21 protein-coding genes and 1 tRNA gene are annotated in these 24,066 nt (G+C 58.3%); 21 read left to right on the top strand and 1 reads right to left on the bottom strand.

Annotated features, from left to right (window positions below):
• The first annotated feature begins 154 nt into the window (after nt 1-154).
• The 12 genes from ACODSZ_RS07935 (at nt 155) to ACODSZ_RS07880 (ending at nt 11,389) form a co-directional block, all read left to right on the top strand.
• Nucleotides 155-231: transfer RNA gene (locus tag ACODSZ_RS07935), tRNA-Val, on the top strand.
• A 318-nt stretch (nt 232-549) separates the two neighbouring features.
• A complete protein-coding gene (locus ACODSZ_RS07930) occupies nt 550-957 on the top strand; it encodes a response regulator (protein WP_008328027.1) in 408 nt (135 codons plus the stop codon).
• Nucleotides 958-1,422: 465 nt separating this feature from the next.
• Complete coding sequence (thrS, locus tag ACODSZ_RS07925) at nt 1,423-3,330, top strand: threonine--tRNA ligase (RefSeq protein ID WP_175342413.1); 1,908 nt, start codon at nt 1,423-1,425, stop codon at nt 3,328-3,330.
• A 73-nt stretch (nt 3,331-3,403) separates the two neighbouring features.
• A complete protein-coding gene (infC, locus tag ACODSZ_RS07920; protein ID WP_075258054.1) occupies nt 3,404-3,925 on the top strand; it encodes a translation initiation factor IF-3 in 522 nt (173 codons plus the stop codon).
• A gap of 259 nt (nt 3,926-4,184) precedes the next feature.
• The gene (rpmI, locus tag ACODSZ_RS07915) at nt 4,185-4,382 is read left to right on the top strand and encodes a 50S ribosomal protein L35 (RefSeq protein ID WP_006712688.1); all 198 of its coding nucleotides are present in this window, start codon (nt 4,185-4,187) and stop codon (nt 4,380-4,382) included.
• A gap of 26 nt (nt 4,383-4,408) precedes the next feature.
• Nucleotides 4,409-4,771 carry a 50S ribosomal protein L20 gene (gene rplT, locus ACODSZ_RS07910; protein ID WP_006712690.1) on the top strand — a complete coding sequence of 121 codons (363 nt, stop codon included), beginning with the start codon at nt 4,409-4,411 and terminating at the stop codon, nt 4,769-4,771.
• Between the two features lie 209 nt (nt 4,772-4,980).
• Nucleotides 4,981-6,009, top strand: coding sequence for a phenylalanine--tRNA ligase subunit alpha (gene pheS, locus ACODSZ_RS07905; RefSeq protein WP_008328031.1), 1,029 nt, complete (start codon nt 4,981-4,983; stop codon nt 6,007-6,009).
• 71 nt (nt 6,010-6,080) lie between these two features.
• The gene (pheT, locus tag ACODSZ_RS07900; RefSeq protein WP_488927357.1) at nt 6,081-8,507 is read left to right on the top strand and encodes a phenylalanine--tRNA ligase subunit beta; all 2,427 of its coding nucleotides are present in this window, start codon (nt 6,081-6,083) and stop codon (nt 8,505-8,507) included.
• A 64-nt stretch (nt 8,508-8,571) separates the two neighbouring features.
• Complete coding sequence (locus tag ACODSZ_RS07895; protein ID WP_026051953.1) at nt 8,572-8,985, top strand: integration host factor subunit alpha; 414 nt, start codon at nt 8,572-8,574, stop codon at nt 8,983-8,985.
• A gap of 3 nt (nt 8,986-8,988) precedes the next feature.
• A complete protein-coding gene (locus ACODSZ_RS07890; RefSeq protein WP_008328037.1) occupies nt 8,989-9,390 on the top strand; it encodes a MerR family transcriptional regulator in 402 nt (133 codons plus the stop codon).
• A gap of 171 nt (nt 9,391-9,561) precedes the next feature.
• Nucleotides 9,562-10,086: a GNAT family N-acetyltransferase gene (locus tag ACODSZ_RS07885; protein WP_488927356.1), complete on the top strand. Its 525-nt coding sequence runs from the start codon at nt 9,562-9,564 to the stop codon at nt 10,084-10,086.
• Nucleotides 10,087-10,306: 220 nt separating this feature from the next.
• Nucleotides 10,307-11,389 carry a choice-of-anchor A family protein gene (locus tag ACODSZ_RS07880; protein ID WP_488927355.1) on the top strand — a complete coding sequence of 361 codons (1,083 nt, stop codon included), beginning with the start codon at nt 10,307-10,309 and terminating at the stop codon, nt 11,387-11,389.
• 85 nt (nt 11,390-11,474) lie between these two features.
• Here the strand turns inward: ACODSZ_RS07880 and ACODSZ_RS07875 are convergent, their stop codons facing one another.
• Complete coding sequence (locus ACODSZ_RS07875) at nt 11,475-12,077, bottom strand: phosphatase PAP2 family protein (protein ID WP_175342417.1); 603 nt, start codon at nt 12,075-12,077, stop codon at nt 11,475-11,477.
• A gap of 410 nt (nt 12,078-12,487) precedes the next feature.
• On the opposite strand from ACODSZ_RS07875, the gene epsL reads away from it, so the two are divergent.
• From epsL to ACODSZ_RS07830, 9 genes are all read left to right on the top strand, one after another.
• The gene (epsL, locus tag ACODSZ_RS07870) at nt 12,488-13,726 is read left to right on the top strand and encodes an XrtB/PEP-CTERM-associated polysaccharide biosynthesis outer membrane protein EpsL (RefSeq protein WP_217509775.1); all 1,239 of its coding nucleotides are present in this window, start codon (nt 12,488-12,490) and stop codon (nt 13,724-13,726) included.
• Nucleotides 13,727-13,736: 10 nt separating this feature from the next.
• Nucleotides 13,737-15,146: an undecaprenyl-phosphate glucose phosphotransferase gene (locus ACODSZ_RS07865; protein WP_008328048.1), complete on the top strand. Its 1,410-nt coding sequence runs from the start codon at nt 13,737-13,739 to the stop codon at nt 15,144-15,146.
• A 126-nt stretch (nt 15,147-15,272) separates the two neighbouring features.
• Nucleotides 15,273-16,193: an EpsD family peptidyl-prolyl cis-trans isomerase gene (locus ACODSZ_RS07860; protein WP_488927354.1), complete on the top strand. Its 921-nt coding sequence runs from the start codon at nt 15,273-15,275 to the stop codon at nt 16,191-16,193.
• Between the two features lie 70 nt (nt 16,194-16,263).
• A complete protein-coding gene (gene epsE / locus ACODSZ_RS07855; RefSeq protein WP_008328050.1) occupies nt 16,264-17,058 on the top strand; it encodes a polysaccharide export protein EpsE in 795 nt (264 codons plus the stop codon).
• 78 nt (nt 17,059-17,136) lie between these two features.
• Nucleotides 17,137-18,534 carry a chain length determinant protein EpsF gene (epsF, locus tag ACODSZ_RS07850; protein WP_008328051.1) on the top strand — a complete coding sequence of 466 codons (1,398 nt, stop codon included), beginning with the start codon at nt 17,137-17,139 and terminating at the stop codon, nt 18,532-18,534.
• Between the two features lie 49 nt (nt 18,535-18,583).
• Nucleotides 18,584-19,462 (top strand): chain length determinant protein tyrosine kinase EpsG, encoded by an 879-nt coding sequence (gene epsG / locus ACODSZ_RS07845; protein WP_008328052.1) that lies wholly within the window; start codon nt 18,584-18,586, stop codon nt 19,460-19,462.
• A 28-nt stretch (nt 19,463-19,490) separates the two neighbouring features.
• On the top strand, nt 19,491-21,134 hold the full coding sequence (gene xrtB, locus ACODSZ_RS07840; protein ID WP_175342419.1) for an exosortase B: 1,644 nt from the start codon (nt 19,491-19,493) through the stop codon (nt 21,132-21,134).
• Nucleotides 21,135-21,308: 174 nt separating this feature from the next.
• Nucleotides 21,309-22,745, top strand: coding sequence for an O-antigen ligase family protein (locus ACODSZ_RS07835; protein WP_488927353.1), 1,437 nt, complete (start codon nt 21,309-21,311; stop codon nt 22,743-22,745).
• A gap of 78 nt (nt 22,746-22,823) precedes the next feature.
• Nucleotides 22,824-24,065 carry a glycosyltransferase family 4 protein gene (locus tag ACODSZ_RS07830; protein ID WP_175342421.1) on the top strand — a complete coding sequence of 414 codons (1,242 nt, stop codon included), beginning with the start codon at nt 22,824-22,826 and terminating at the stop codon, nt 24,063-24,065.
• Nucleotide 24,066: the final 1 nt, after the last annotated feature.

The raw sequence follows: 24,066 nt of genomic DNA, 5'->3' as shown, positions 1-24,066 counted from the left end.
ACTACCTTGACATGGTAGGGGTCGTTGGTTCGAGTCCAATCGTGCCTACCAATTCTTCCGGTTCCGTTCGGGATGGTGGGGTTGGGCGAAGCAAAGAAAAGGAGGCGCGTTCTCGGCTTCCTTTTTTGTTTTATCAAGTTCTGTAATCTTCGATAGGCGCGTAGCTCAGCTGGTTAGAGCACTACCTTGACATGGTAGGGGTCGTTGGTTCGAGTCCAATCGTGCCTACCAATTCGTTTGCTTCCTGATGGAGCAAGAGGGTTGGGTGAAGCAAACCGCAGAAATTCACAAAAGGAAGCGCATTGGCGGCTTCCTTTTTGTTTTTCTGCGCCGGCTTTTTCATTGTTTCATTTCTTCCCGTTCCTTCCGTTGCTCTTGCCGCCGCCCCATGGCGTTGCTGCGGGTCAAATGCCGCCGCAAAAATGCGCCCTGACTGAAGCAATGGGGCAGATGTTTCGCGGAAGCATCTCAAAATGCTTTACACTTGCGTCGAATTTTTTCGGCAGCAACATCTCCAATCCTCATTTTTACGGTTCAGCGAATTTTCCTATGGCAGCAGATGATCAGTATTTCCTCGTGGTTGACGACTTTTCGACGATGCGTCGCATTGTCAGTGGCCTGCTGAAGGAGCTTGAGTACACCAAGATGGTGGAAGCCGATGATGGCTCTTCGGCACTGAAAATCCTGGAGGCGGGCGCCTTGCCGGTGACCTTCGTGCTGACCGACTGGAACATGCCGGGCATGGATGGCTTGACCCTGCTCAAGAAGATCCGCGCCACGCCCTCGCTGGCGCATCTGCCGGTGTTGATGATCACGGCCGAGGCCAAGAAGGAAAACATCGTCGTGGCCGCACAGTCGGGTGCTGATGGCTATATCGTCAAGCCCTTTACGGCCGCTACCCTGAAAGAAAAGATCGAGAAGATCCTGGCACGGCGTGCCTCGATGGCAAATGCCTGAGGAGCGGGCGAGTCCGCTTGCTTGAGCTTGGCTGCGGCATGCCCGGATGCCGTTTCGGTTTTTGGCGTTGGACTTCATCTCGATGTTGCTCGAAGTGAAGAAGCTTGTTGATCATCGCTGTTTGCGCCTGGCACGTTGGCCTGACAGCGCCGCGTAGTCCGGGATGCAGGATGGTGCTGTACGGGACGCCTGCCGATGTTCGGGCAAAGTTTGCTATAATGCGGGCCTTTGGTCTGGTCTGTCCTTGCTGGCAGCGATCCCGAGACTGCATACCCCTCATCTGTAAGAGCGAGAAAGGCAAACCGGTTATGACACCGCGAACTACCACCGAGGTTTTCACGCGACGCTAGTCGGGTTCTTTTTCGTCCATTGAAAAAGCGCGGCTGGTCCGCGTTTTTTTTCGTCCGTCTTTTCGACATTACCCTCAACAGGCAAGGCAGCAAGGCTGCCGACATGGAGTGCACAATGGTTTCAGTTCGTCTTCCCGATGGTTCGCAACGCCAGTTCGACAACCCGGTCACCGTGGCACAGGTTGCCGCCAACATCGGCACCGGCCTGGCCAAGGCGGCCCTGGCTGGTCGCGTCGATGGCAAGCTGGTCGATACCTCTTATCTGATCGACAAGGATGCTGACCTCGCCATCATCACCGACAAGGATCCGGACGGCCTGGAAGTGATTCGCCACTCCACCGCCCACTTGCTGGCCTACGCGGTCAAAGAGCTGTTCCCGGAGGCGCAAGTGACCATCGGTCCGGTCATCGACAACGGCTTTTATTACGACTTCTCGTACAAGCGCCCCTTCACCCCCGAAGACCTGCAAGCCATCGAGAAGAAGATGGCCGAGCTGGCCAAGAAGGATGAGCTGGTCACCCGCAAGGTGCTGCCGCGTGATGAGGCCGTGGCGTACTTCAAGTCCATCGGCGAAGACTACAAGGCCGAGATCATCGCCTCCATTCCGCAGAACGAGGACGTCTCGCTCTACACTGAAGGAAACTTCACCGACCTCTGCCGTGGCCCGCACGTGCCCTCGACCGGCAAGCTGAAGGTGTTCAAGCTGATGAAGCTGGCTGGCGCCTACTGGCGTGGCGATTCCAACAACGAGATGCTGCAGCGTGTCTACGGTACTGCCTGGGCCAAGAAGGAAGATCAGGAAGCCTACCTGCACATGCTGGAAGAGGCCGAAAAGCGCGACCACCGCAAGCTGGGTCGCGCGCTGGACTTGTTCCACTTCCAGGACGAGGCGCCGGGTCTGATCTTCTGGCATCCCAAGGGCTGGACCATCTGGCAGCAGGTGGAGCAGTACATGCGCCGCGTCTACCAGGACAACGGCTACCAGGAGGTGAAGGCGCCGCAGATCCTGGATCGCTCGCTGTGGGAAAAGACCGGCCACTGGGAAAACTATCGTGAAAATATGTTCACGACCGAGTCGGAAAACCGCGCCTATGCGTTGAAGCCCATGAACTGCCCGGGCCACATCCAGATCTTCAATTCCGGCCTGCACAGCTACCGCGACCTGCCGCTGCGCTACGGCGAATTCGGCCAGTGCCACCGTAACGAGCCCTCCGGTGCGCTCCACGGAATGATGCGCGTGCGCGGCTTTACCCAGGATGACGGCCACATCTTCTGTACCGAAGACCAGATCCAGGAAGAAGTCGCCGCCTTCAACCGCGTGGTGCGTGAAGTCTATGACTGCTTCGGCTTCAAGGACGTGGCCGTGAAGCTGGCCCTGCGTCCGGAAAAACGCATCGGCGCCGAGGAAGTCTGGGACAAGGCCGAGAACGCCCTGCGCGAAGCCATCCGCGCCTCCGGTTCGGAATGGGAAGAGCTGCCGGGCGAGGGCGCCTTCTATGGCCCGAAGATCGAATACCACCTGAAGGATTCCATCGGCCGTTCCTGGCAGTGCGGCACCATGCAGGTGGACTTCTCCATGCCGGCGCGCCTGGGCGCGGAATATGTCACGGAAGACAACAACCGCAAGGTGCCCGTGATGTTGCACCGGGCCATCGTCGGCTCGCTGGAGCGCTTCATCGCCATCCTGATCGAAAACCACGCCGGCGCGATGCCGCTTTGGTTGGCGCCAACGCAAGTTGTCATCCTGAATATTTCCGACGCACAGGCGGATTATGTGCAGAACGTTGCACAAACGCTGAAAAAACAAGGGTTTAGGGTCGAGACCGATTTGCGCAACGAGAAGATTACCTATAAAATACGGCAGCATTCCATTCAGAAGCCGCCCTATATCCTGGTTGTCGGCGATAAAGAACGGGATGCCAACACTGTGGCCGTGCGTGCGCGGGGCAATGTCGATCTGGGCGTCATGTCCATCGACACCTTGGTGGAACGCCTCAAGGATGAGGTGGCCGCCAAAGCCTGAGATGGGGAAGCCTGGGGCTTCCTCCCAGCGCAAGAGCACGGCTTAATTCATTGGATTTTAAAAGGAAACTGCAATAGCTACTGACAAGTCGCATCGCCTCAACCGCGAGATCACTGCGCCGGAAGTGCGCCTTTCGGGTGTTGAAAACGAGCCTCTGGGCATCGTCAGCCTGGCTGAAGCCTTACGTCTTTCTGAAGAGGCTGAAGTCGATCTGGTCGAGATTGCGCCCACCGCGCAACCTCCTGTCTGCCGTCTGATGGATTACGGCAAGTTCAAGTACCAGGAGCAGAAGAAGGCGCACGAGGCCAAGCTCAAGCAGAAGGTCATCCAGGTCAAGGAAGTCAAGTTCCGCCCGGGTACCGATGATGGCGATTACAACATCAAGCTGCGCAACCTGACGAAGTTCCTGGAAGAGGGTGACAAGACCAAGATCACGTTGCGTTTCCGCGGTCGTGAAATGGCTCACCAGGAAATCGGCATGCGCGTGCTGGAGCGCCTGAAGGCTGATCTGGAACCGTATGGCCAGGTCGAGCAGTTTCCCAAGATGGAAGGTCGCCAGATGATCATGGTGCTGGCGCCCAAGAAAAAGAAATAAATCGTTTATATCTTTTTCGGTTTTCCTGGTTTCAAGCAGTTAGCCGTATCGGGACGACATCTCCCCGGTGTCGTCCATGCCGCAGTCATTGCGGCAGCGTAGGGCCGACAAAGGATTTGCAGGGTGCAGGCGACTGTGCCAGGCAAAAGCAGCGGGTTCACCCGCTGTCAAATAAGTGAGAGCAGGCATCCAAGAGCAGCGAGCGTGCTGCCACCTGCAATCATCAAAAAATGGAGCTGTCCGAAAGGACAGAGTTGCTATGCCTAAGATGAAATCGAAGAGCAGCGCGAAGAAGCGTTTTCGCGTCCGCCCGGGCGGTACCGTCAAGCGCGGTCAAGCCTTCAAGCGTCACATCCTGACCAAGAAGACCACCAAGAACAAGCGTCAACTGCGCGGTACCGAGGGCGTCCATGAGACGAACCTGAATTCCGTTCGCGCGATGCTGCCGTTCGCTTAACCTCACCAATACACTAAGGAGCTACTATGCCTAGAGTCAAACGTGGGGTAACAGCACGTGCCCGCCACAAGAAAGTCCTCGCACTCGCCAAGGGTTACCGCGGCCGTCGTAAAAACGTCTACCGTATCGCCAAGCAAGCAGTCATGCGCGCTGGTCAGTACGCGTACCGTGACCGTCGTAACAAGAAGCGCGTGTTCCGCGCACTGTGGATCGCCCGTATCAACGCCGCTGCGCGTTCGCACGGCGTGACCTACAGCGTGTTCATGAACGGCCTGAAGAAGGCTGCGATCGAACTGGATCGTAAGGTCCTGGCCGATATGGCTGTCACCGACAAGGCTGCTTTCGCTGCCATCGTCAACCAGGTGAAGGCCAACATCGCTGCCGCCTAAATCGACAGCGTGTTTGCGGTAGCCGGCCGCAACATCGGACGCAAGTCAGACGAGCAGCCGGCGCTGCAAAATCCTGCGGGGCAGAGGTGATACACCGATGCCCCGTATGTTTTTGATCCACGGTTTCGTGGATTTTTTTGGTTCACCTTCCGTGAATCCCTTCTTTTCGACTTCGTCGTCGGATTTTCGATTGGAGCGAGACTTACCGCATGAATCCCCTAGACCAACTCCTGGGCCAACTGGTCACGCAGGCGCAGGCTGATTTCGCCGCCGCGCCCGACGCCGCCGCACTGGAAAACGCCAAGGCCAAGTACCTCGGCAAGACCGGTCAGATCACCGAGCAGATGAAGGGACTGGGCAAGCTGGCGCCGGAAGAGCGCAAGGTACAAGGGGCGATCATCAACGTCGCCAAGGAACAGATCGAAACCGCGCTGACCGCCCGTCGCGATGCTTTGGCCCACGCCCAGATGCAGGCGCGCCTGAATGCGGAAGCCATCGATGTCACCTTGCCGGGCCGTGGCCGTGGCGTGGGCGGCATCCATCCCGTGATGCGCTCGTGGCAGCGCGTCGAGGAAATCTTCCGCTCCATCGGATTTGATGTCGCCGACGGTCCCGAGATCGAGACCGACTGGACCAATTTCACTGCATTGAACAGCCCCGAGAACCACCCGGCGCGCTCGATGCAGGACACCTTCTACATCGAAGGCAACGACACCCAGGGCAAGCCGCTGCTGCTGCGTACCCACACCAGTCCGATGCAGGTGCGCTACGCCCGCATGAACAAGCCGCCCATCAAGGTCATCGCCCCGGGCCGCACCTATCGCGTCGACAGCGATGCCACCCACTCGCCGATGTTCCATCAGGTCGAAGGCCTGTGGATCGCCGAGGACATCAGCTTCGCCGACCTGAAGGGCGTGTACCTCAACTTCGTCAAGGCCTTCTTCGAGACCGACGACCTGCAGGTGCGCTTCCGTCCCTCGTATTTCCCCTTCACCGAACCTTCGGCCGAGATCGATATCGCCTTCGGTAGCGGTCCGCTCAAGGGCCGCTGGCTGGAAGTCTCCGGCGCCGGCCAGGTGCATCCGACCGTGGTGCGCAACATGGGCCTGGACCCCGAGCAGTACATCGGTTTCGCCTTCGGCTCGGGCCTGGAGCGCCTGACCATGCTGCGCTATGGCATCAATGACCTGCGCCTTTTCTACGAAGGCGACCTGCGCTTCCTGAAGCAATTCAATTAATTCGATCACGCGGGGCGCCGCGCCGTCGCGGCGCGCCTCTGGCTCATCGCCGATAGCTGAAAGTCTGAATCATGCAATTCTCTGAAAACTGGCTGCGTACCATGGTCAATCCGACCATGACCTCGGATGAACTGTCGCACCTGCTGACCATGTCCGGCCTGGAAGTCGAGGAAGTCGAACCGGTCGCGCCTCCCTTCACCAACGTGGTCGTGGGTGAGGTGCTGGAAGTGACCAAGCATCCGGATGCGGACCGCCTGAACGTCTGCCGCGTGAATGTTCATACCGGCACCATCCTCAACATCGTCTGCGGCGCGCCCAATGTGCGCGCGGGCCTGAAGGTGCCTTGCGCCATGGTCGGTGCGGTGCTGCCGCCGGGGGCCGATGGCAAGCCTTTCGAGATCAAGGTCGGCAAGCTGCGTGGTGTGGAATCGCAGGGCATGCTGTGCTCGGCACGCGAACTGAAGCTGTCGGAAGATCACGGTGGCCTGCTGGAACTGCCCGATGATGCACCGGTAGGCCAGAATTTCCGCGACTACTTGCAATTGAATGACCTGAAGTTCACCATCAAGCTCACTCCCAACAAGGCCGACTGCCTGTCGGTGCTGGGCGTGGCGCGCGAAGTCTCGGCGCTGACCGGTGCACCGCTGAAGGCTCCGGTCTATCAAGCCGCTGCCGTCAACCTGGACGAGAAACTGCCCGTACGCATTTCCGCGCCTGATCTGTGCGGCCGCTTTGCCGGCCGCGTGATCCGTGGCCTCAACGCCAAGGCCGCCACCCCGCAATGGATGAAGCAGCGCCTGGAGCGCAGCGGCCAGCGCTCGATCTCGGCCTTGGTGGACATCTCCAATTACGTGATGCTGGAGCTGGGCCGTCCCTCGCACGTGTTCGACCTCGACAAGATCCATGGTGGCCTCGACGTACGCTGGGGCCGCAAGGGTGAATCGCTGAAGCTCCTCAACGGCAACACCGTGGAAGTCGATGAATGGGTCGGCGTGATCTCCGACGACAAGGAAATCGAATCCCTGGCCGGCATCATGGGTGGCGATGCGACTGCGGTCTCGCTGGAGACCACCAACATCTACCTGGAAGCTGCCTTCTGGTTCCCGCAGGCGATCCAGGGGCGTGCGCGCCGCTACAACTTCTCGACCGATGCCGCGCATCGTTTCGAACGTGGTGTGGACTTCGCCACCGTGGTCGATCACATCGAACGCATCACCGCGCTGCTGCTGGAAATCTGCGGCACGCCCGAGACCCGTGTCGGTCCCGTGGACGACCAGATCGTCAACCTGCCCAAGCGCGAACCGGTCTCGCTGCGCACCGCTCGTGCAGCCAAGGTGATTGGTGTGGAGATCACCGACGAGATGGTGTCGGACATCTTCAAGCGTCTCGGCCTGTCCTTCGACTACCAGCCTGGCCTGTTCTCGGTGACCCCTCCGTCTTATCGCTTCGACATCGAGATCGAGGAAGACCTGATCGAGGAAGTTGCGCGCGTCTACGGTTTCGAGAACATCCCGGCGCTGCCCCCGGTGGCCGCCAATGCGATGCGCATCGCGCCCGAGAATACCCGTTCGCTGTTCGCCATCCGCCGCCTGCTGGCTGATCAGGACTACCAGGAAGTGGTCAACTTCAGCTTCGTGGAGAGCGCCTGGGAAGCCGACTTCGCTGGCAATGCCGATCCCATCAAGCTGTTGAACCCCATCGCCAGCCAGATGAGCGTGATGCGCTCCTCGCTGATCGCCGGCCTGGTGGCCAATGCCCGCTACAACGTCAACCGCAAGGCGGCGCGCATTCGCGTCTTCGAGGTGGGTGCCGTGTTCAGCAAGAACGCTGCCATCGCTGATGGCCCGCTGGCCGTGGCCGGTTTCGAACAACCCAAGCGCATCGCCGCGCTGGCCTACGGCCCGGTGGCCGAAGAACAGTGGGGCCAGACCACCCGCAATGTCGATTACTTCGACGTCAAGGCCGATCTGGAAGCCCTGTTCGCCCCGCGGGCGCTGCGTTTTGTCAAGGCCGAACATCCGGCCCTGCATCCGGGACGCACTGCGCACGTACTGCTGGGCGAGAAGATCGTCGGCGTGATTGGTGAACTGCATCCCAAGTGGCAGCAGAAGTACGACCTGCCGCTGGCTCCCGTGGTCTTCGAGGTGGACGCCGAGGCACTGCAGCAGCGTGACCTGCCGTCCTACATGGAAATCTCCAAGTTCCCGGCAGTCAGCCGTGATATCGCGCTGGTGGTGAAGCAGTCGGTCGGCGCCCAGCAATTGCTGGACGTTTTCGCGGCTGAAAAGCAGGCCAATCCGGACTGCACCATCTTGCAAGCCCTTGTTTTATTTGATGAATATCAAGGAAAGGGATTGGAAGCGGACGAAAAAAGCCTTGCGTTCCGCTGCACCTTGCAAGATACTCAAAACACCCTTCAGGATGACAAGGTTGACCTTGCGGTGAATGCACTGGTGGCCGCTGCGAGCGCCAAGCTCGGCGCCAGACTGCGTGCCTGATGTGATGTCCGAGAGCGAAAATAATTACAGACCGGAATCGGTTGAGGCCCAGTCATTCATCGCCATGAACAACGTGAATTCGAACGAATTTCAATCCGTGCTGGACGCCGACCTGCATCGTGCCGTGCTGGAGTCGCAGGCACGTTCGCAGGCCGACAAGAACCTGCCCACGCTGACCAAGGCCGAGCTGGCCGAACTTTTGTTCGAGCAGGTCGGTCTGAACAAGCGCGAAGCCAAGGACATGGTAGAAACCTTCTTCGACGAGATTCGCAACGCGCTCGAACGTGGCGAGGCCGTCAAGCTGTCCGGCTTCGGTAACTTCCAGCTGCGCGACAAGCCGCAACGGCCTGGTCGCAATCCCAAGACTGGCGAGGAGATCCCGATCACCGCGCGGCGCGTCGTGACCTTCCATGCCAGCCAGAAATTGAAGGAAATGGTGGAACTCTCCAGCGGCAGCCCCGTTGAAATGTCCGTCTAATTTATGAACGATCGTGTCAACAAACCGGCGGCCATCGTCTTGCCGCCCATCCCGGCCAAGCGTTATTTCACCATCGGTGAGGTCAGTGAACTGTGTGGCGTGAAGCCGCATGTGCTGCGCTACTGGGAGCAGGAATTCACCCAGCTCAAACCGGTCAAGCGACGCGGTAACCGGCGCTATTACCAGCACCACGAAGTCCTGCTGATCCGCCGCATCCGCGAGCTGCTGTATGAGCAGGGCTTCACTATCAGCGGTGCCCGCAACAAGCTCGATGGAACGCATGAAGCTGAACAACCGCAGGAGCCGCAGCGTCCCCTCATCAGCCTGGATGAGGCGGCCATCGATGCACTGCGTGCGGAGTTGCAGGCGGTACTGGAAACCCTGAAGCCGGGGGCGACCGCCTGATCGACATGCACGGATAGTTGCCGGGCCGGGGTCGCTGGATCTCACCGGGTTCACCAAGGCTGCCAGTCTGGCATCGATCCCGCTGTTTCATTATTTACGCGCCACACGCTGGCCCTCATGGGTCGCCGTGTGGCGTTTTCATTTCAGAGTCCCATCAGCAAGGAGAACTCCATGAGTCATTACCAATGGCGCCCCATGCGCGCGACTGATCTGCCTCGCGTGATGGTGATTGCCGCCGATGTTCACGTCGGCTACTTCGAAGCAGAAGAAGTTTTTGCGGAACGGCTGGCCCTGTTTGCGCCCGGCTGTCTGATTGCCGTGCGTAGCGCCCTGGCGGGCGAGGGCGAGGAAGTCATCGGCTATGCCTTCATGCACCCTGGCCGTCATGGCGTTCCTCCCGCGCTCAACACCCTGTTGCAAGCCCTGGATCCGGCCGCTGATTGTCTGCATCTGCACGACGTTGCGCTGCTGCCCTCTGCGCGCGGCTCGGGCTTGGGGCGTGCGCTGGTGGAACAATTGCTGCAACTGTGCAGACGGGCAGGATTGCCCAGGGCTACCCTGGTCGCGGTGCATGCCTCCAGCACCTATTGGCAGTCGGCCGGATTTGTCGAGGACACCCAGGCGCTGCTGCACGGGCAGGACAGCCTGGCGAGCTATGGCGGCGATGCACGCTACATGTCCAGGCGACTGCCGTGATCGCAACGCGCGTGGACAGAAGCTTGATTATTATCAATGTGGCAAAAAAATGACGTTCGTGAATTGACGAGATTTTTACTTGATCAATCGACAACTGTTAGCATAAAATTAATAAAAACTTTACAACAATTTGTGTCGATTTGCGTCTGTTGGCGCCATCAATTCACTGCTGCCCCCTGACCCGACGTACAGGCGGCATCCGTTATAGGGGTAACTTTCCATGTCACGTCTTTCGAAGTCGGTCCTGGCTGGTTTTGCGGTCCTGCCTTTCCTGTCGCTCGGTGTCAGCGCTGCCGCTCAGGCGGCGACGGTGTCGCTCACCGGTGCCGAGGCGCTGCAGCAGTTCAATCTGGTGGTGCTGGGCGACGCCAGCTCCAACTCCCACGTGGATGGTCGGGCCTGGATCGGAGGATCGCTCACGGGCGGGGATTACGTGCAGCATGTCGGCAGTACGCCGGCCTCGAGCTATGCCGGCCTGACCGTGATGGGCAGTGCGAGCAACGTGCATGTAAACGGACTGGGCTCCTATATCGGTGGCTCCTTCACCAATTCGACCGTCAACAGCGGATCGAGCTATATCGCCGGTGCGGTGAGCAACAGCAATCTCAATGGATCGGCCTATGTGACGGGCAGCACCAGCGGGACCAACTTCAACGGTGGCCGCCCCTCCACGCCCAGCACGCTGATGCAGACCAATGCGGATGCCGCGACGTCGACCAATTTCGGCAGCACGCTCGGTACCTTGTCCAATACGCTCAAGAGTGCCACCGCCAACAGCACGGTGTCGATCACCGGCAACAAGGCCACCTTCACGGCTGTGGCCAACAGCAACGGGGTAGCGGTATTCAATCTGGATAACACCACCAGCGCCTCGGTGTTTTCGGCGGGCGAGTTTTCTTTTGCCGCCAACGGTGCCAGCACCATCATCATCAATTCCAGCGTCAGTTCTGCGGTCATCGGTGCCAACTTCCTGGGCGGACAGGCACAGTCGCTGGGCAGCTCCATCCTCTGGAACTTCTACAACGCGACCAGCCTGACCATCAACAACCAGTTTGGCGGCTCCATTCTCGCGACCCACGCCAGCCTGACCAACAACCAGAACATCGAAGGCGGCGTCTTCGTCAGCAGCCTCACCCAGAATGGCGAACTGCACCTGCAGTCCTTCACCGGCAACCTCTCTGCCGTGGCTCCCGTGCCCGAGCCAGAAGAGTATCTATTGATGGTGGCCGGCCTGATCGTGGTGGTGGGAGTAGCCGCGTTGCGCCGTCGTCGCCTTGCTGCGCCGGCCATGCTGGCCGCTTGAGCCAGGGAGCGCTCGCGCGGGCGTGACCGAGAATGCCGTTCAGCGCCAAGCTGAACGGCATTTTTCATGGAAGCGGAAAAGGGAATCAGAGCGCTTCATGGCGCATGTAGACCTCGGCGCGGCCGGAGAGCTGCTTGGCCAGTTCCTGCAGGAAGCTCTGGGTCGGCGCCGGCTTGTTGAAGCCGGTCATCATCAGGGCCGCCGCCAGGCCCAGGGGCAACAGCAGATGGCGCAAGGGTGGCGCCGACTGCCGTAGTGACAGGCCAAAGCCCCAGGCTGCGCCGGCGCCGACCAGCAGGCCGAGCAGGACTTCGGATTCGGAGTGGACCTTGATCATCAGACGTGACAGTCCCACCGAGGTGACCAGGAGCGCGGTCAGTGTCAGTACCAGGGCGCGACGCAGGCCAGTGGTGTCCTGGGTGAGCAGCAGGGCAATCGACAGATAAAGAGCGCTGGAAGAGGCGGTATGGCCGCTCAAGCCGGTGAAGTTGAGCATCGGCAAGCTGATATCCCAGCCCATGAAAAGCAGCTTGCTGATGACGACGATCATCATCGCGGTGCCGAAAGCGAGCAGCCAGGCGAACATCTGACGCCACATGCGATTGACCCCCAGCCAGAGTGCCAGGATGCAGGCACCCGGAATGGTCATGGTGCTGTCGCCGAGGAAGGTGAGGGTGTGCCAGTTCATTGAATCAGATGAAAGAAGAGAGAGGGGCGCAAGAGATCCCGGCAGGCCATATTAGCGGCTCGGGAGGCGTGGAGAAAGCGCTGTGACTCTTGTCGCAAGATAAACGTTCAGTTTTTGTTGCAATGCGATATAAATAGTTTATGTGATTTTGCGATTTTGTTGCCAAATTACAAATTTGCCGTTTGTCCTACAAGGCCATGCTCGCTTGTCTGATTGCCGCGAATTCAGGGGCGCGTATCCTTGTCGCATTCTTTTCTGGGTGGCAATGTTGTACATATTTTTTTGCCTAAATTTCAAAAATGCTGCATGATTACTAGTAAATTTTCGTGTGTTGCGGTGCAGCAATACAGACGCCAAACATTGCCATTGTTTCAAAAGTAAAACTAAAAAAGAAAGGGCTCTGATTCGTGATGCCACGGCAGTTTCGCAATAGCAGCAAGCGCAAGGCCCGGGTGCGAATATGCGCTCTGATGGTGTCGGCAGCTTGCCCTCTTGCATACGCGGCAGACCCCGGTCAGGTGGTTGTTCCGTATGTGCAGTATTCGTATTTGCATGATGATAATTTGTTGCGCTTGAGTGGTCCGGATGCTGCGCGCACGGCGTTGGGATCGCCCCAGCTGTCGGACAACGTGCAGAGTCGGCAGGGCGGAATTCGTATCGACAAAATGCTCAGTCAGCAGCATATCCAGTTGGATGCAAGCGCGACCAAGAATACCTTTGATCATTTCAGTCAGTTCAACAATGACTCGCGTGATCTGAAAGCCGATTGGGGCTGGGTGCTTGGAGAGCGCCTCTCCGGCAATCTCGGTTATGTCTATTCGAGATCGCTGACGCCCTTCCAGAATTTCCGGTCGCTTGAGCCCAACATCCGAACGATGAGTACCAAGTATTTCAACCTGGCCTGGCAACTGCATCCTGACTGGACGGTGCGCGCACAGGCATCGAGGTTCGGGCTCGGGTATGACTTGCAGACGCAGCAGTCCAATAACTTCACGCAGAACATCGCGGAGCTTGGTCTCGATTACACCCCCCGCAGCGGCAGTATTGCTGGCGTACAGGTGCGCAGGACGACGGGCAACTATCCGTTTGATTCCGTGATCGGCACCAGTACGATCAACAACTCCTTCACCCAGGAGGACTACAAGGCCAAGATCGTCTGGTTGTACAGCGCCAAGACCAAGTTGCAATTTCTCGGTGGTGTCACCCAGCGTGAACGCAATTCGGCGGCGAGCGGGTCTGGTTATCGCGGGTTCAATGCTCGCCTCATCGGTGACTGGGCGGCAACCGCCAAGACTGGTTTCAAAGCGAACCTGTGGCGTGAAATCGGTGGCGTCAATGATGTCGATGCCAATTTTGCGTTGACCACTGGCGCCAGTCTGGCCGCCACTTATTTGCCGACGGCGAAGCTACGCGTAGACGGGCTGGTGGACTACGAGCGTCGCAACTACAACGGTGCAGCGATCATCACTGGCGTGACGCCTTCCAATCGTCGCGATACCTACGAAAAGGCCAGCCTGAGCTTGACCTATTCGCCTACGACCTCCTTGTCTCTGATGCTGGCGGTCTATCGCGAGAATCTGCAGTCCAATCTGAACAGCTTTAGTTATTTGTCCAACGGTATTTCTCTGACATCGCGCTATGAATTCTGAGGCACCGAAAATGAGCGACCTGCATGATGGCTTGCCATTGGCCAACGTCAAGCCCAATGCCATGACCATGGTATTCAAGCGCTTTGTCGAGCCGGCGTTGATCGTGGCTTATTTATGGGTGCTGGTCCGGTTGAGTGGTCATTTCTTCAGTGGAGACTACTGGGTGCTGGCCATCATGGCCTTTTTCCTGTCTTCCTATTTCTTTACGGAATTCCACGAGCGTCGTCTGCGCCGCAATCCGAAAGGCGTATCGGCTTTCGCGCCGGTACTGGACTGGATTGCCGTGGCCGCGGTGCTGGTCGTGGTGGCCTACATCTGCGAGTTCTACCAGCACTTTTCCCTGCGTGCGATTTTTTTCTGGGTCGTCACCACGCCTGTTGGCCTGATCATTTCCCAGCATGTGCAGTCGCGCGTGATGCGTGACCTGCATACCAAGGGTGAAGTGCGCAAGGCCATCATCATCGGTGTCAACCCGGCCGCATTGAAACTGGCCGATCGCATGGAGAAGTATCCCTCCCTGATGATCAAGCTGATGGGGTTCTTCGATGACCGCGAGCTCAATCGTCAGCCGCCTGGCACCTACACGCCCTTGCACGGCAAGATGTCGGAAGTGGCGGCCTACGTGCGTGAGAACAACATCAACATGGTCTACATCAGCATGCCGATCTCCGCGCAGCCTCGCGTGCTGCAGATGATCGACGAGTTGCAGGACACCACTGCCTCGATCTACTTCATCCCGGACATCTACATCTTCAATCTGATCCAGGCTCGCTTTGATTACGTTGGCGGCATGGCCGTGATGGCCATCTGCGAGACCCCCTTTACCGGGACCAACAATGTCGTCAAGCGCGTCAGTGACCTGATTCTGGCGTCCTGCATCCTCCTGATGTTGCTGCCGGTGATGATGGTCATTGCCATCTGCGTCAAGCTGACCTCTCCTGGTCCGATCATCTTCAAGCAGCGCCGCTACGGTCTGGATGGCGAAGAGATCGTGGTCTACAAATTCCGCTCGATGACTGTCATGGAAGACGGTGGCAAGGTCACTCAGGCTACCAAGGGCGATATGCGGCTGACCAAGATCGGTGGTTTCCTGCGATCCAGTTCCCTGGATGAATTGCCACAGTTCTTCAATGTGCTGCAGGGACGCATGAGCATCGTCGGCCCGCGTCCGCACGCGGTGGCTCACAACGAGCTCTATCGCAAGCAGATCAAGGGTTACATGCTGCGCCACAAGGTCAAACCGGGTATTACTGGTTGGGCGCAGGTCAATGGTCTGCGTGGCGAGACCGAGACCCTCGACAAGATGAAAGCCCGTATCGAATTCGACCTGGAATATCTGCGCCGCTGGTCGCTGGTCTTTGATCTGTGGATCATCTTCCAGACCGTGCGCATGGTGATCAAGCGCGACAACGCTTACTGACGGTTCTGCCCTGCACCAGGGTAAAGGCCACGCGAACCAGCCATTGCCGCTGGCAACAAGGGACACAGAAAAAGAAAGCTTGCACAAATGAAAATCGGGAAGGAAGCAGTTCGGCGGCATCATCCAATGGCAGCAAAGGCGCTCGTATCGGCCATGCTGCTGCTGACGCTGGTGGCGTGTGGCGAGAAGAAGTCAGCCTCCTCCAGCCAGGTGGTGGCCAATGTGGACGGGCAGGAAATTACCATTCACCAGGTCAACAACGAACTGGCGAAGACAGGTGGCAGCCAGGTCACCAAGCAGTTGCTCGAGGGCCTGGTGGCACGACAATTGCTGGTCAATGCTGCCAAGAAGGACAAGCTGGATACCGATCCGGCAGTGCTGGCCGATATGGAGCGAGCACGTAACCTGGTACTGGCGCAGAGCTATGTGGCGAGCAAGGTGAAGGCGCCCACTCGGCCGCTGGATCAGGAGATCGAGGATCTCTACCGCAAGAACCCGGACTGGTTTGCGCAGCGCAAGCAATATGAATTTGGTCAACTGGTCATCGCGCGCAACAATCTGACGCCCGAGCTCAATGCGCTGATGAATCAACCGGGCAAGCGCATGGATGAGGTCGCAGCGTGGCTGGATTCGCATCGCATCCAGTACGCGCGGCAACAGGTGGTCAAGACTTCGGCCGATCTGCCGCCGCAGATGAATACCAGTCTCAAGACGATGGACCGTGGTGCCCTGTTCGTCGTGCTGGAAGGTCAGACGGCGATCCTGACGTCCCTGCAGGATGTGAAGAATGCACCCTTGTCTCTGGCGGTGGCAACGCCCCAGATCATCCAGTACCTGGTGACCCAGAAGCAGAATCAGGCATCTGAGCAGCTGGTGGAGCGTCTCAAGGGTGAGGCCAAGATCGAATACTCGGAGCAGGCCAAGTCCTTCGCGGATCTTTCTGCACCGACCAATGGCGCAGAGGCCTCTACTGGGAAAGACCAGGCCAAGGATCCCGAGAGTGTGAACAAGGGCGTGATCTCGCGTGGTGTAGCTGGATTCAAATAAACAAGTCTGAACGAACAACGGGCGTCTTCACGCCTGAACCAAGAACCTGATGTGATGCGGAGTAATGACAATGACGAGAAAAATTGTGTTCCTGTTGATTGGCCTGATGCTTGCCAGCTGGAGTTTGTATGCCAAGGCCGATGACATCCTGCTGGGCGCCGGTGACGTGATTCGCGTCAAGGTGTATGGCAGCGATGACTTGACTCTGGAAACCCGTATCAGTGAGGCGGGTGTGATCAGTTATCCGCTGGTGGGCGAGGTCAAGATCGGCGGGCTCTCTACTGCCCAGGCGGAGAGCAAGATCGCAGGTCTGCTCAAGAATGGCGGTTACCTGAACAATCCGCAGGTCAACATTCTGGTTACTGTTCCGCAAAGTCAGATGGTCTCGGTGCTGGGGCAGGTGACCAAGCCTGGACGCTATTCGCTGGACGGACGGCGCAATGTCGCCGATGTCATTGCCCTGGCGGGAGGCGTTACCCCCGATGGTGGTGACGCCGTCACCATCGTGCACAACGATGGCAAGGGAGGCGTGACCAAGCAACTGGTCGACATCTATGCCATCACGCACAACGGCGATACCACGACCCTGCCCGAAGTCGTCGCCAACGACGTTGTCTATGTTGAGCGCGCCCTGCGTTTTTACATTTACGGCGAAGTGCAGCGTCCCGGTGTCTACAAGCTGGAACGCGGTACGACCGTTCTGCAGGCATTGTCGGTGGGCGGTGGTCTGACGCAGCGTGGTACCGAGCGCGGCCTCACGGTCAAGCGCCGCGATGCGGATGGCAACCTGCAGGAAATCCCGGTCAAGAAAGATGATCTGCTGCAGGCCGATGACATCGTCTACGTCAAGGAAAGCTGGTTCTGACATTGTCGGCCGCGGTAACGGCGGCCCCGTGATTTTTATTTTAGCTAGCGTACAACGCCAACCAGGAGGCGTGACCCCATGAATCTATCTCAATTTATTCTGATCCTTCAGGCGCATCGCAAGATCATCTTGCTCATTCTCTCGATTACGGTGGCAGTGGCGCTCGTGGTCAGTCTGGTGTTGCCCAAGCAATACCGGGCAACGTCCTCCGTCGTGCTCAACTACAAGGCATCGGATCCGGTCACCGGCCTGGTCGTTTCACCGCAGGCATTGCCCGGATTCATGCCGACGCAGGTAGCCATCATCAATAGCCCGTCGGTGGCTCTGGCCGTTGTCGACAGCCTCAAACTGGCTGACCAGCAAGAAGTCAAGGATGCCTACAATGCCGATAATCATGGCGACCTCGATATTCGCAACTGGCTCGCCGGAATTTTGCTGCACAAGCTCGATGCCGTTGCATCCAAGGAAAGCAGTGTCATCGATATCACCTTCAAGGCCGAAGATCCGCAATTTGCCGCACTGGTTGCCAACGCCTTTGCAGCGGCTTACCAGAAGGTGAGCATGCAGCTCAAGCTCGATCCCACGCGCAAGGCATCTTCCTACTTCAATGATCAGGTAAAGGTCTTGCGCGACGCCTATGAGCAGGCACAGGTCAAGCTGTCGAAGTATCAGGAAGAGCATGGCATCACCAACATCGATAATCGTACCGATGTGGAGACCAATCGCCTCAACGATCTGTCGACGCAACTGGTGATGGCCCAAGCGGCGCTGTCTGAAGCCGAATCGCGTCGCCGTCAGGCCGCTGGTGGCGGAGCGGGCGAGTCGCCCGATGTCAATGCCAATGCGCTCATTCAGACGCTCAAGTCCAATCTGGCCGCCTCTGAAGCTCGCTTCGAACAAGCCGCCAAGCGTTTGGGCGTGAACCACCCGGATTATCAGGCAGCCAAGGCCGAGCGAGATGGCTTGCGTGCGCAACTGGCCGCTGCGACCAGTTCCATTTCGGCGTCAGTGGGCAGCAATGCAACGATTCTGGCAAAACGCGAAGCAGAGATCCGTGCTGAATTTGAAGCGCAAAAGCGCAAAGTGCTGGAGATGAATCGTACGCGCGATGAACTCGCGGTGCTGAGCCGTGAGCTGGAGAGTGCCCAGCGCGCCTACGAGCTCACTAGCCAGCGTTTCGCCCAGACCAACCTGGAAGGACAGTCGAACCAGTCGGACATTTCACTGCTGTCGGCTGCCGTGCCGCCGCCATATCCCTCCAGCCCGCGCATCCTGGTCAATCTGGTTTTGGCGATCTTCGTCGGCACCATTCTGGGTGTGATGGCGGCACTGGGTCTGGAGCTGACCAATCGTCGCGTGCGTTCCGAACATGATCTGGTGGAGGAGCTGGGACTGCCGGTACTGGGTGCCATTTCCGGGCCTGCCACAGCAAGCAGTCGTCGACGCTTCGGTTTCGGACGTTCCAAGCCGGCCTGATGCCACTCAGCTTCTACCGTCAATAAAAATATGATTTCCCGGGAATAACATGACTACTGCAACGTTGACCTTCAATGAAGGTGCATCCCTGCCGAACCGTTCCATCGGTGCGATTCTGGTGGATAGCGGCAAGCTCTCCCCCGAGAACGCCGAGCGCATTCTGCGCTTGCAGCGCGAGCGTGGTCTGCGCTTCGGAGATGCTGCAATCCAGTTGGGCTTGCTGAGCCAGTCCGATATTGACCAGGCACTGTCACGCCAATTCGACTATCCCTACCTGCTCAAGGGGGAAAGCAAGGTCAGTGAGAAGGTGGTCGCTGCCTACAATCCCTTCAGCAAGCAGGTTGAGGCACTGCGCGCGCTGCGCAGCCAGTTGATGGTGCGCTGGTTCGATGTCGATGCCAAGCACAAGGCATTGGCTATCGTCAGCCCGGAGAGCGGGGAAGGGCGCAGCTTCATCGCTTCCAACCTGGCGGTGGTGTTCTCGCAGCTCGGTGAGCGTACCCTGCTGATCGATGCCGATATGCGCAAGCCTTGCCAGCATGAGCTGTTCGGTCTGGATAATCGCAACGGATTGTCCGGCGTAATTGCCGGTCGTTGCACCGTGGCCGATGCCTTGCAGCGTGTGCCGGACCTGCTCGACCTGACGGTCTTGCCCGCTGGCCCGACGCCGCCCAACCCACAAGAACTGCTGGGGCGCCCCAATTTTACGCAGATGCTCACGGACTTCGCTCAGGATTTCGATGTCATCCTGATAGATACCCCGTCCGGCACCCAATACGCCGACGGCAACATGATTTCCGCACGCGCTGGCGCCAGCCTGATGGTAGTGCGTACTCACGTCACCCATATTTCGGCAGTACGTACCCTGGCCGAACATATGACCAGTGCGCATGTCGCAGTTGTCGGCAGTGTCGTCAACGAGTTCTGAGCCTTCTTGAACCGCCAGAAAGAGTCCGATGACCGCCGATACCTTCCGTCCGACGTCTGAGCAACGTTTCTCCGGCATACCTTGGATCGTCATGGCGGCGGGCCTGGCGGCGATGTACATCCCCAGTTTCATCGACCTCTTTCACGGTGCGTGGGGGACCGAACGTAACGCACACGGTCCTATTGTCCTGGCCGTGGCCTGCTGCTACATGTTCGTGCGCGTCAGGCAATTGCTGGAGGAGGGGCTCATCGAGCGCCGACCGGCGCCGGTGCCCGGGATTTTCTTCTTGGCGCTGGGCCTGCTGTGCTTTGTGCTGGGTCGCTCTCAGACCGTGCTGTTCATGGAGGCCGGTTCGCTCATTCCGATCCTGATGGGGATCGTGCTGCTGCAGTTCGGGGTTCGTACCTGCAGCCGTCTGTGGTTTGCATTCTTCTTCATGCTCTTCATGGTGCCTCTGCCGGCATCGGTCGTGGACCTGCTCACGCAGCCACTCAAGATTGGCGTGTCCTACGTGTCGGAGCATGTGTTGCGCCTGCTGGGATACCCGGTCGCCCGCAGTGGCGTCATTCTCTACATCGGGCCGTATCAGCTGCTGGTTGCCGATGCTTGTGCTGGGCTGAATTCACTATTCACCCTGGAGGCGCTGGGCCTGCTTTACATGAATCTGGTGCGCCATCAATCACTGCTGCGCAATGTGCTGCTGGCAGTGCTGATCGTTCCCATTTCCTTTACCGCCAACACGGTGCGGGTGATGGTGCTCGCGCTCATTACCTTCTACATGGGCGATGCCGCCGGACAGGGATTCCTCCACGGTTTTGCCGGCATGCTGCTGTTTCTGGTAGCGCTGGGCCTGATCATCGCGCTGGATGGATTGCTCCGCTGGATCGCGGTACGTTATGCCAACTTCCGAGGGCATGCAGTCCCGGTTGCGGTACAGCGGGCCCGCTCGGCCACGCACAACAGTGGCCGCGAAAAATTCACCATGAATATCCGGCTGGCCATTCCGGTAGCAATTGTCATGGCTTTGTCTGTGGTGGTGGCAGGGATGCTGGTTCCGCATATGACGCCGGTAGTGAAGACTGCCAAGTTCTCGTTGATCGTGCCGACGCAGTTCGGCCAGTGGCGCGAGGTGCCGTCGCCGTTCTTGCAGGTCAATGTCGGGTTGGACGATGGAACTGGACGCAATGCGGATCAGCCCTACGATGATGTGCTTGGTCGGACCTACGTCAACCGGCAAGGCGAAATGGTCATGCTGGCACTGGCCTATGCCGCCGAGCAGAGTCAGGACGTCAAGATCCACCTGCCGGAGGTGTGCTACGTGGCCCAGGGTTTCACCCTGACAGATGGGCGTCCGATGACCATGCAGACACGCGCTGACGGGCCGCAGATCGTCGGTTCACGTTTTGTTGCCAGCAACAAGGGGCGGCAAGAGGCGGTCAGTTACTGGGTGCGCATTGGTGATGGTTTTCCCAGCGGTGGACTGGCCGCACGGTGGAAGATATTCAAGGACGGCATGAGCGGACGCGTATCGGATGGCATTCTGGTCCGTGCATCAAGCCTCTTGCAGGATCCGGACGACCAGGCGCATGCCTTTGCGTTGCAAGAACAATTCTTGAAGGATCTGGACCGCGTCATGCACGACACGCATCCGGGATTGCTGACTCCCACGTAAGCCCAAGCCAGCGTATATCGATGATTCGCGGTGGTGCGGGATGGGCTTGTATCGAATGGACAGGGGCGAAACACCGTCTGTCTTGATCGCCCAAGCTACGCCGTGCTCACCGAGCAGGGATATTGCGGCTGTTTGAAAGGTGAAAATTGCGGTCATACTGACCGAGGAAAAATGATGAGAAGAATCAACCTGCAATCTTCACAGATCGTACTTTTGCTCGTCGCCTGCGCAATCGCGGTGGTATTCGGTTTGGTGCTCCCGGTACTGGCAGCTGCGCTCGATGGCAGCTTTGCCAAGTTGGCGGCGTTGCCGGTATTGCTGCTGCTGGGAGGACTGTTCCTGTTCAACAAACGCTTGTTGCTGCTGTGCGTACTGTTGTTGCGCGCCTCTGGTGATATTGTTCTCGAGTCCACACGGGTAGGATCTGGCGGTGGATTTTCCCTGGGCCTGGGCGGTGCGATCAACGCCTTGATCATACTGATCGCCTTTCTCTTCGTGGTTGAAAAGCCCAAACTTCTTCCTCGCAAGGCGTGGATGCCTTGGCTGATATTGCTGGGCATCGCAACAATTGGAATGGTGGTCTCACCTGACAGAGGCGCGGCACTGAAGATCGTCCTGGGCCTGTGCTCGTATTTCGCAGTCTTTGTGTGTGCTTTCTATGTGGTACGCACACCAGAGCAATTCCGCTCCATGATTCTGCTGGTGGTTGCATCGTCACTCATTCCTGCCACCTACGGAATCATAAGCACAGTCTTGAATGCGCGCGGTGGCCTCAGCGGTTTCCGACTGCAAAGTACATTTGGTCATCCAAACATCTTCGCGTTCTATCTGACGCTGGTCATCGCGCTTGGACTCTATGTCATCAAGAGTGCTCAATTTAAGTTGGACCAATTCCAGCGCTTTACGCTGGCGGGTTATCTTGGCGTTTTATTTGTATTGCTCCTGCTGACCCAGACGCGTAGTGCTTGGGTGGCCTGTTTCCTGATCTTCCTGCTGTATGGGATCAAGTATGAACGGCGCTATCTGGTCTACATGCTGGTACTGGCGACGCTCGCGATGTTGGTCCCCAGCGTGCAGGAGCGTATCCTGCAGCTCGACAGCGGTAATACCGTAACCACTTATGCCAAGCTCAATTCCTTTGCATGGCGGACCTATCTCTGGAGTTCCGGGCTGAACTGGATGAGCCCCTCACGCTATCTGTTCGGCTACGGTGTTGAAGCATTTCCTTTCTATTCGCCGTTATTCTTCCCGCTGGCTGGCGGGGTCAATTGGGGCGCACACAGCGTGTTCGTTCAGTGGTTCTTTGATACCGGGGTGGTAGGCATGGTGGCCTACCTTGCCATCTTCTACCAGGTGTTGCGGGTATTGATCCGCTATCAGAAACATGACTCTCTGGGCGGCGTCATTCTCATCTGTACCCTGATCGAATATCTCGTCGTTTCAGCCTCTGACAACATGCTGTCCTATCTGGCCTTCAACTGGTATTTCTGGCTGGTGATGGGGATGGGCTGGTCGCTCTATCTCAATAGTGAAGAGGGTCGACAGGAATCTATCGTGAAAAAGAATCAGCGTCGGGAATCGTCGTCACTTTCCCGCTCGACGTCAGCCTGAAACGGCCGTATCGAGGATAGCTCCATCGTCTTCTTCCCGCAGACAAGGCGGGAAGGATATTGCTCACCCAACGCAGCCATGACAAAAAAAATCGCCTACTTCATCAATCAGTATCCGAAAGTCAGTCACAGCTTCATCCGCCGCGAAATCGCGGCGGTCGAAGCGCAAGGCTTTGACATTGATCGCATCGCGCTGCGCGGATGGGATGCCGAGATTGTCGATGACGACGACCGCAGCGAACGCGACCGCACCCGCTACATCCTCAAGAAGGGCGTTGGCGGCTTGCTGGCACCCCTGATCCGCCAGATGGTGATCAATCCCAAGGGCTTTCTCTCCGCCTTGGGGTTGGCCTTCAAGATGGCTCGGCGCGGTGAACGCGGCCTGATCTATCACCTGGTCTACCTCATGGAGGCCGCACAGGTGGTGGAATGGACACGTGCATTTGGCGCTACCCATATCCACGCGCACTTCGGAACCAATTCCACCGAGATCGTCATGCTGGCCCACTGCCTGGGGGGGGCTCCCTACAGTTTTACGGTGCACGGTCCCGAGGAGTTTGACAAGCCGTTGGCCTTGGGGCTGGATGAAAAGATCCGCCGTTCCGCATTTACGGTTGCCATTACCTCCTTCTGTCAAAGCCAGTTGTATCGCTGGGTGGAACAGAGCGCCTGGTCCAAGGTGGCGATCGTGCATTGCGGCCTGGATCGCGGCTTCTATGCGGATGCGCCGCTGCAGCCACAGTCGGCAGCGCGTCTGGTCTGCGTGGGCCGCCTCTGCGAGCAGAAAGGACAACTGCTGCTGGTAGAGGCTGCAGCCGAGTTGTCACGCAAGGGTATCGAATTTGAACTGGTGCTGGCTGGCGACGGTGAGATGCGCGCGCAGATCGAAGAGCGTATTGCGCATTACGGCTTGCAGGGCAAGATCCGCATCACAGGTTGGATCAGCAGTCGCCAGGTCCGGGAGGAATTGCTGGCGGCACGTGCCATGGTCTTGCCCAGCTTTGCAGAAGGTCTGCCGGTGGTTGTGATGGAGGCCATGGCGCTGCGCCGTCCGGTATTGACCACCTTCATCGCCGGCATCCCTGAACTGGTTCTGGATGGGCAGAATGGCTGGCTCTTTCCCGCCGGCGACATCGGGCGTCTGGTGGAGTCAATGCAAGCCTGCCTGAGCGCCACGCCTGAACAACTGCAGCGTATGGGAGAGAACGCACATGTGCGAGCGGTAGCAAGACACTCCATTGATACCGAGGCGACCAAGCTGGCTCAACTATTCTCAGTTCCGACGAGCGCGCATCGCCCCGCATCGGAGACCGCAGTATGAG

It is taken from the genome of Herbaspirillum sp. FG34 (assembly GCF_057809315.1).
The sequence above is the reverse complement of the archived record's forward strand: the minus strand, read 5'-3'. Positions and strand labels throughout refer to the sequence as shown.

Coding starts and splice junctions, on each gene's coding strand:
- ACODSZ_RS07930 (WP_008328027.1), top strand. CDS start 550: ATGGCAGCAGATGATCAGTATTTCCTCGTGGTTGACGACTTTTCGACG.
- thrS (WP_175342413.1), top strand. CDS start 1,423: ATGGTTTCAGTTCGTCTTCCCGATGGTTCGCAACGCCAGTTCGACAAC.
- rpmI (WP_006712688.1), top strand. CDS start 4,185: ATGCCTAAGATGAAATCGAAGAGCAGCGCGAAGAAGCGTTTTCGCGTC.
- rplT (WP_006712690.1), top strand. CDS start 4,409: ATGCCTAGAGTCAAACGTGGGGTAACAGCACGTGCCCGCCACAAGAAA.
- pheS (WP_008328031.1), top strand. CDS start 4,981: ATGAATCCCCTAGACCAACTCCTGGGCCAACTGGTCACGCAGGCGCAG.
- pheT (WP_488927357.1), top strand. CDS start 6,081: ATGCAATTCTCTGAAAACTGGCTGCGTACCATGGTCAATCCGACCATG.
- ACODSZ_RS07895 (WP_026051953.1), top strand. CDS start 8,572: ATGAACAACGTGAATTCGAACGAATTTCAATCCGTGCTGGACGCCGAC.
- ACODSZ_RS07890 (WP_008328037.1), top strand. CDS start 8,989: ATGAACGATCGTGTCAACAAACCGGCGGCCATCGTCTTGCCGCCCATC.
- ACODSZ_RS07885 (WP_488927356.1), top strand. CDS start 9,562: ATGAGTCATTACCAATGGCGCCCCATGCGCGCGACTGATCTGCCTCGC.
- ACODSZ_RS07880 (WP_488927355.1), top strand. CDS start 10,307: ATGTCACGTCTTTCGAAGTCGGTCCTGGCTGGTTTTGCGGTCCTGCCT.
- ACODSZ_RS07875 (WP_175342417.1), bottom strand. CDS start 12,077: ATGAACTGGCACACCCTCACCTTCCTCGGCGACAGCACCATGACCATT.
- epsL (WP_217509775.1), top strand. CDS start 12,488: ATGCCACGGCAGTTTCGCAATAGCAGCAAGCGCAAGGCCCGGGTGCGA.
- ACODSZ_RS07865 (WP_008328048.1), top strand. CDS start 13,737: ATGAGCGACCTGCATGATGGCTTGCCATTGGCCAACGTCAAGCCCAAT.
- ACODSZ_RS07860 (WP_488927354.1), top strand. CDS start 15,273: ATGGCAGCAAAGGCGCTCGTATCGGCCATGCTGCTGCTGACGCTGGTG.
- epsE (WP_008328050.1), top strand. CDS start 16,264: ATGACGAGAAAAATTGTGTTCCTGTTGATTGGCCTGATGCTTGCCAGC.
- epsF (WP_008328051.1), top strand. CDS start 17,137: ATGAATCTATCTCAATTTATTCTGATCCTTCAGGCGCATCGCAAGATC.
- epsG (WP_008328052.1), top strand. CDS start 18,584: ATGACTACTGCAACGTTGACCTTCAATGAAGGTGCATCCCTGCCGAAC.
- xrtB (WP_175342419.1), top strand. CDS start 19,491: ATGACCGCCGATACCTTCCGTCCGACGTCTGAGCAACGTTTCTCCGGC.
- ACODSZ_RS07835 (WP_488927353.1), top strand. CDS start 21,309: ATGAGAAGAATCAACCTGCAATCTTCACAGATCGTACTTTTGCTCGTC.
- ACODSZ_RS07830 (WP_175342421.1), top strand. CDS start 22,824: ATGACAAAAAAAATCGCCTACTTCATCAATCAGTATCCGAAAGTCAGT.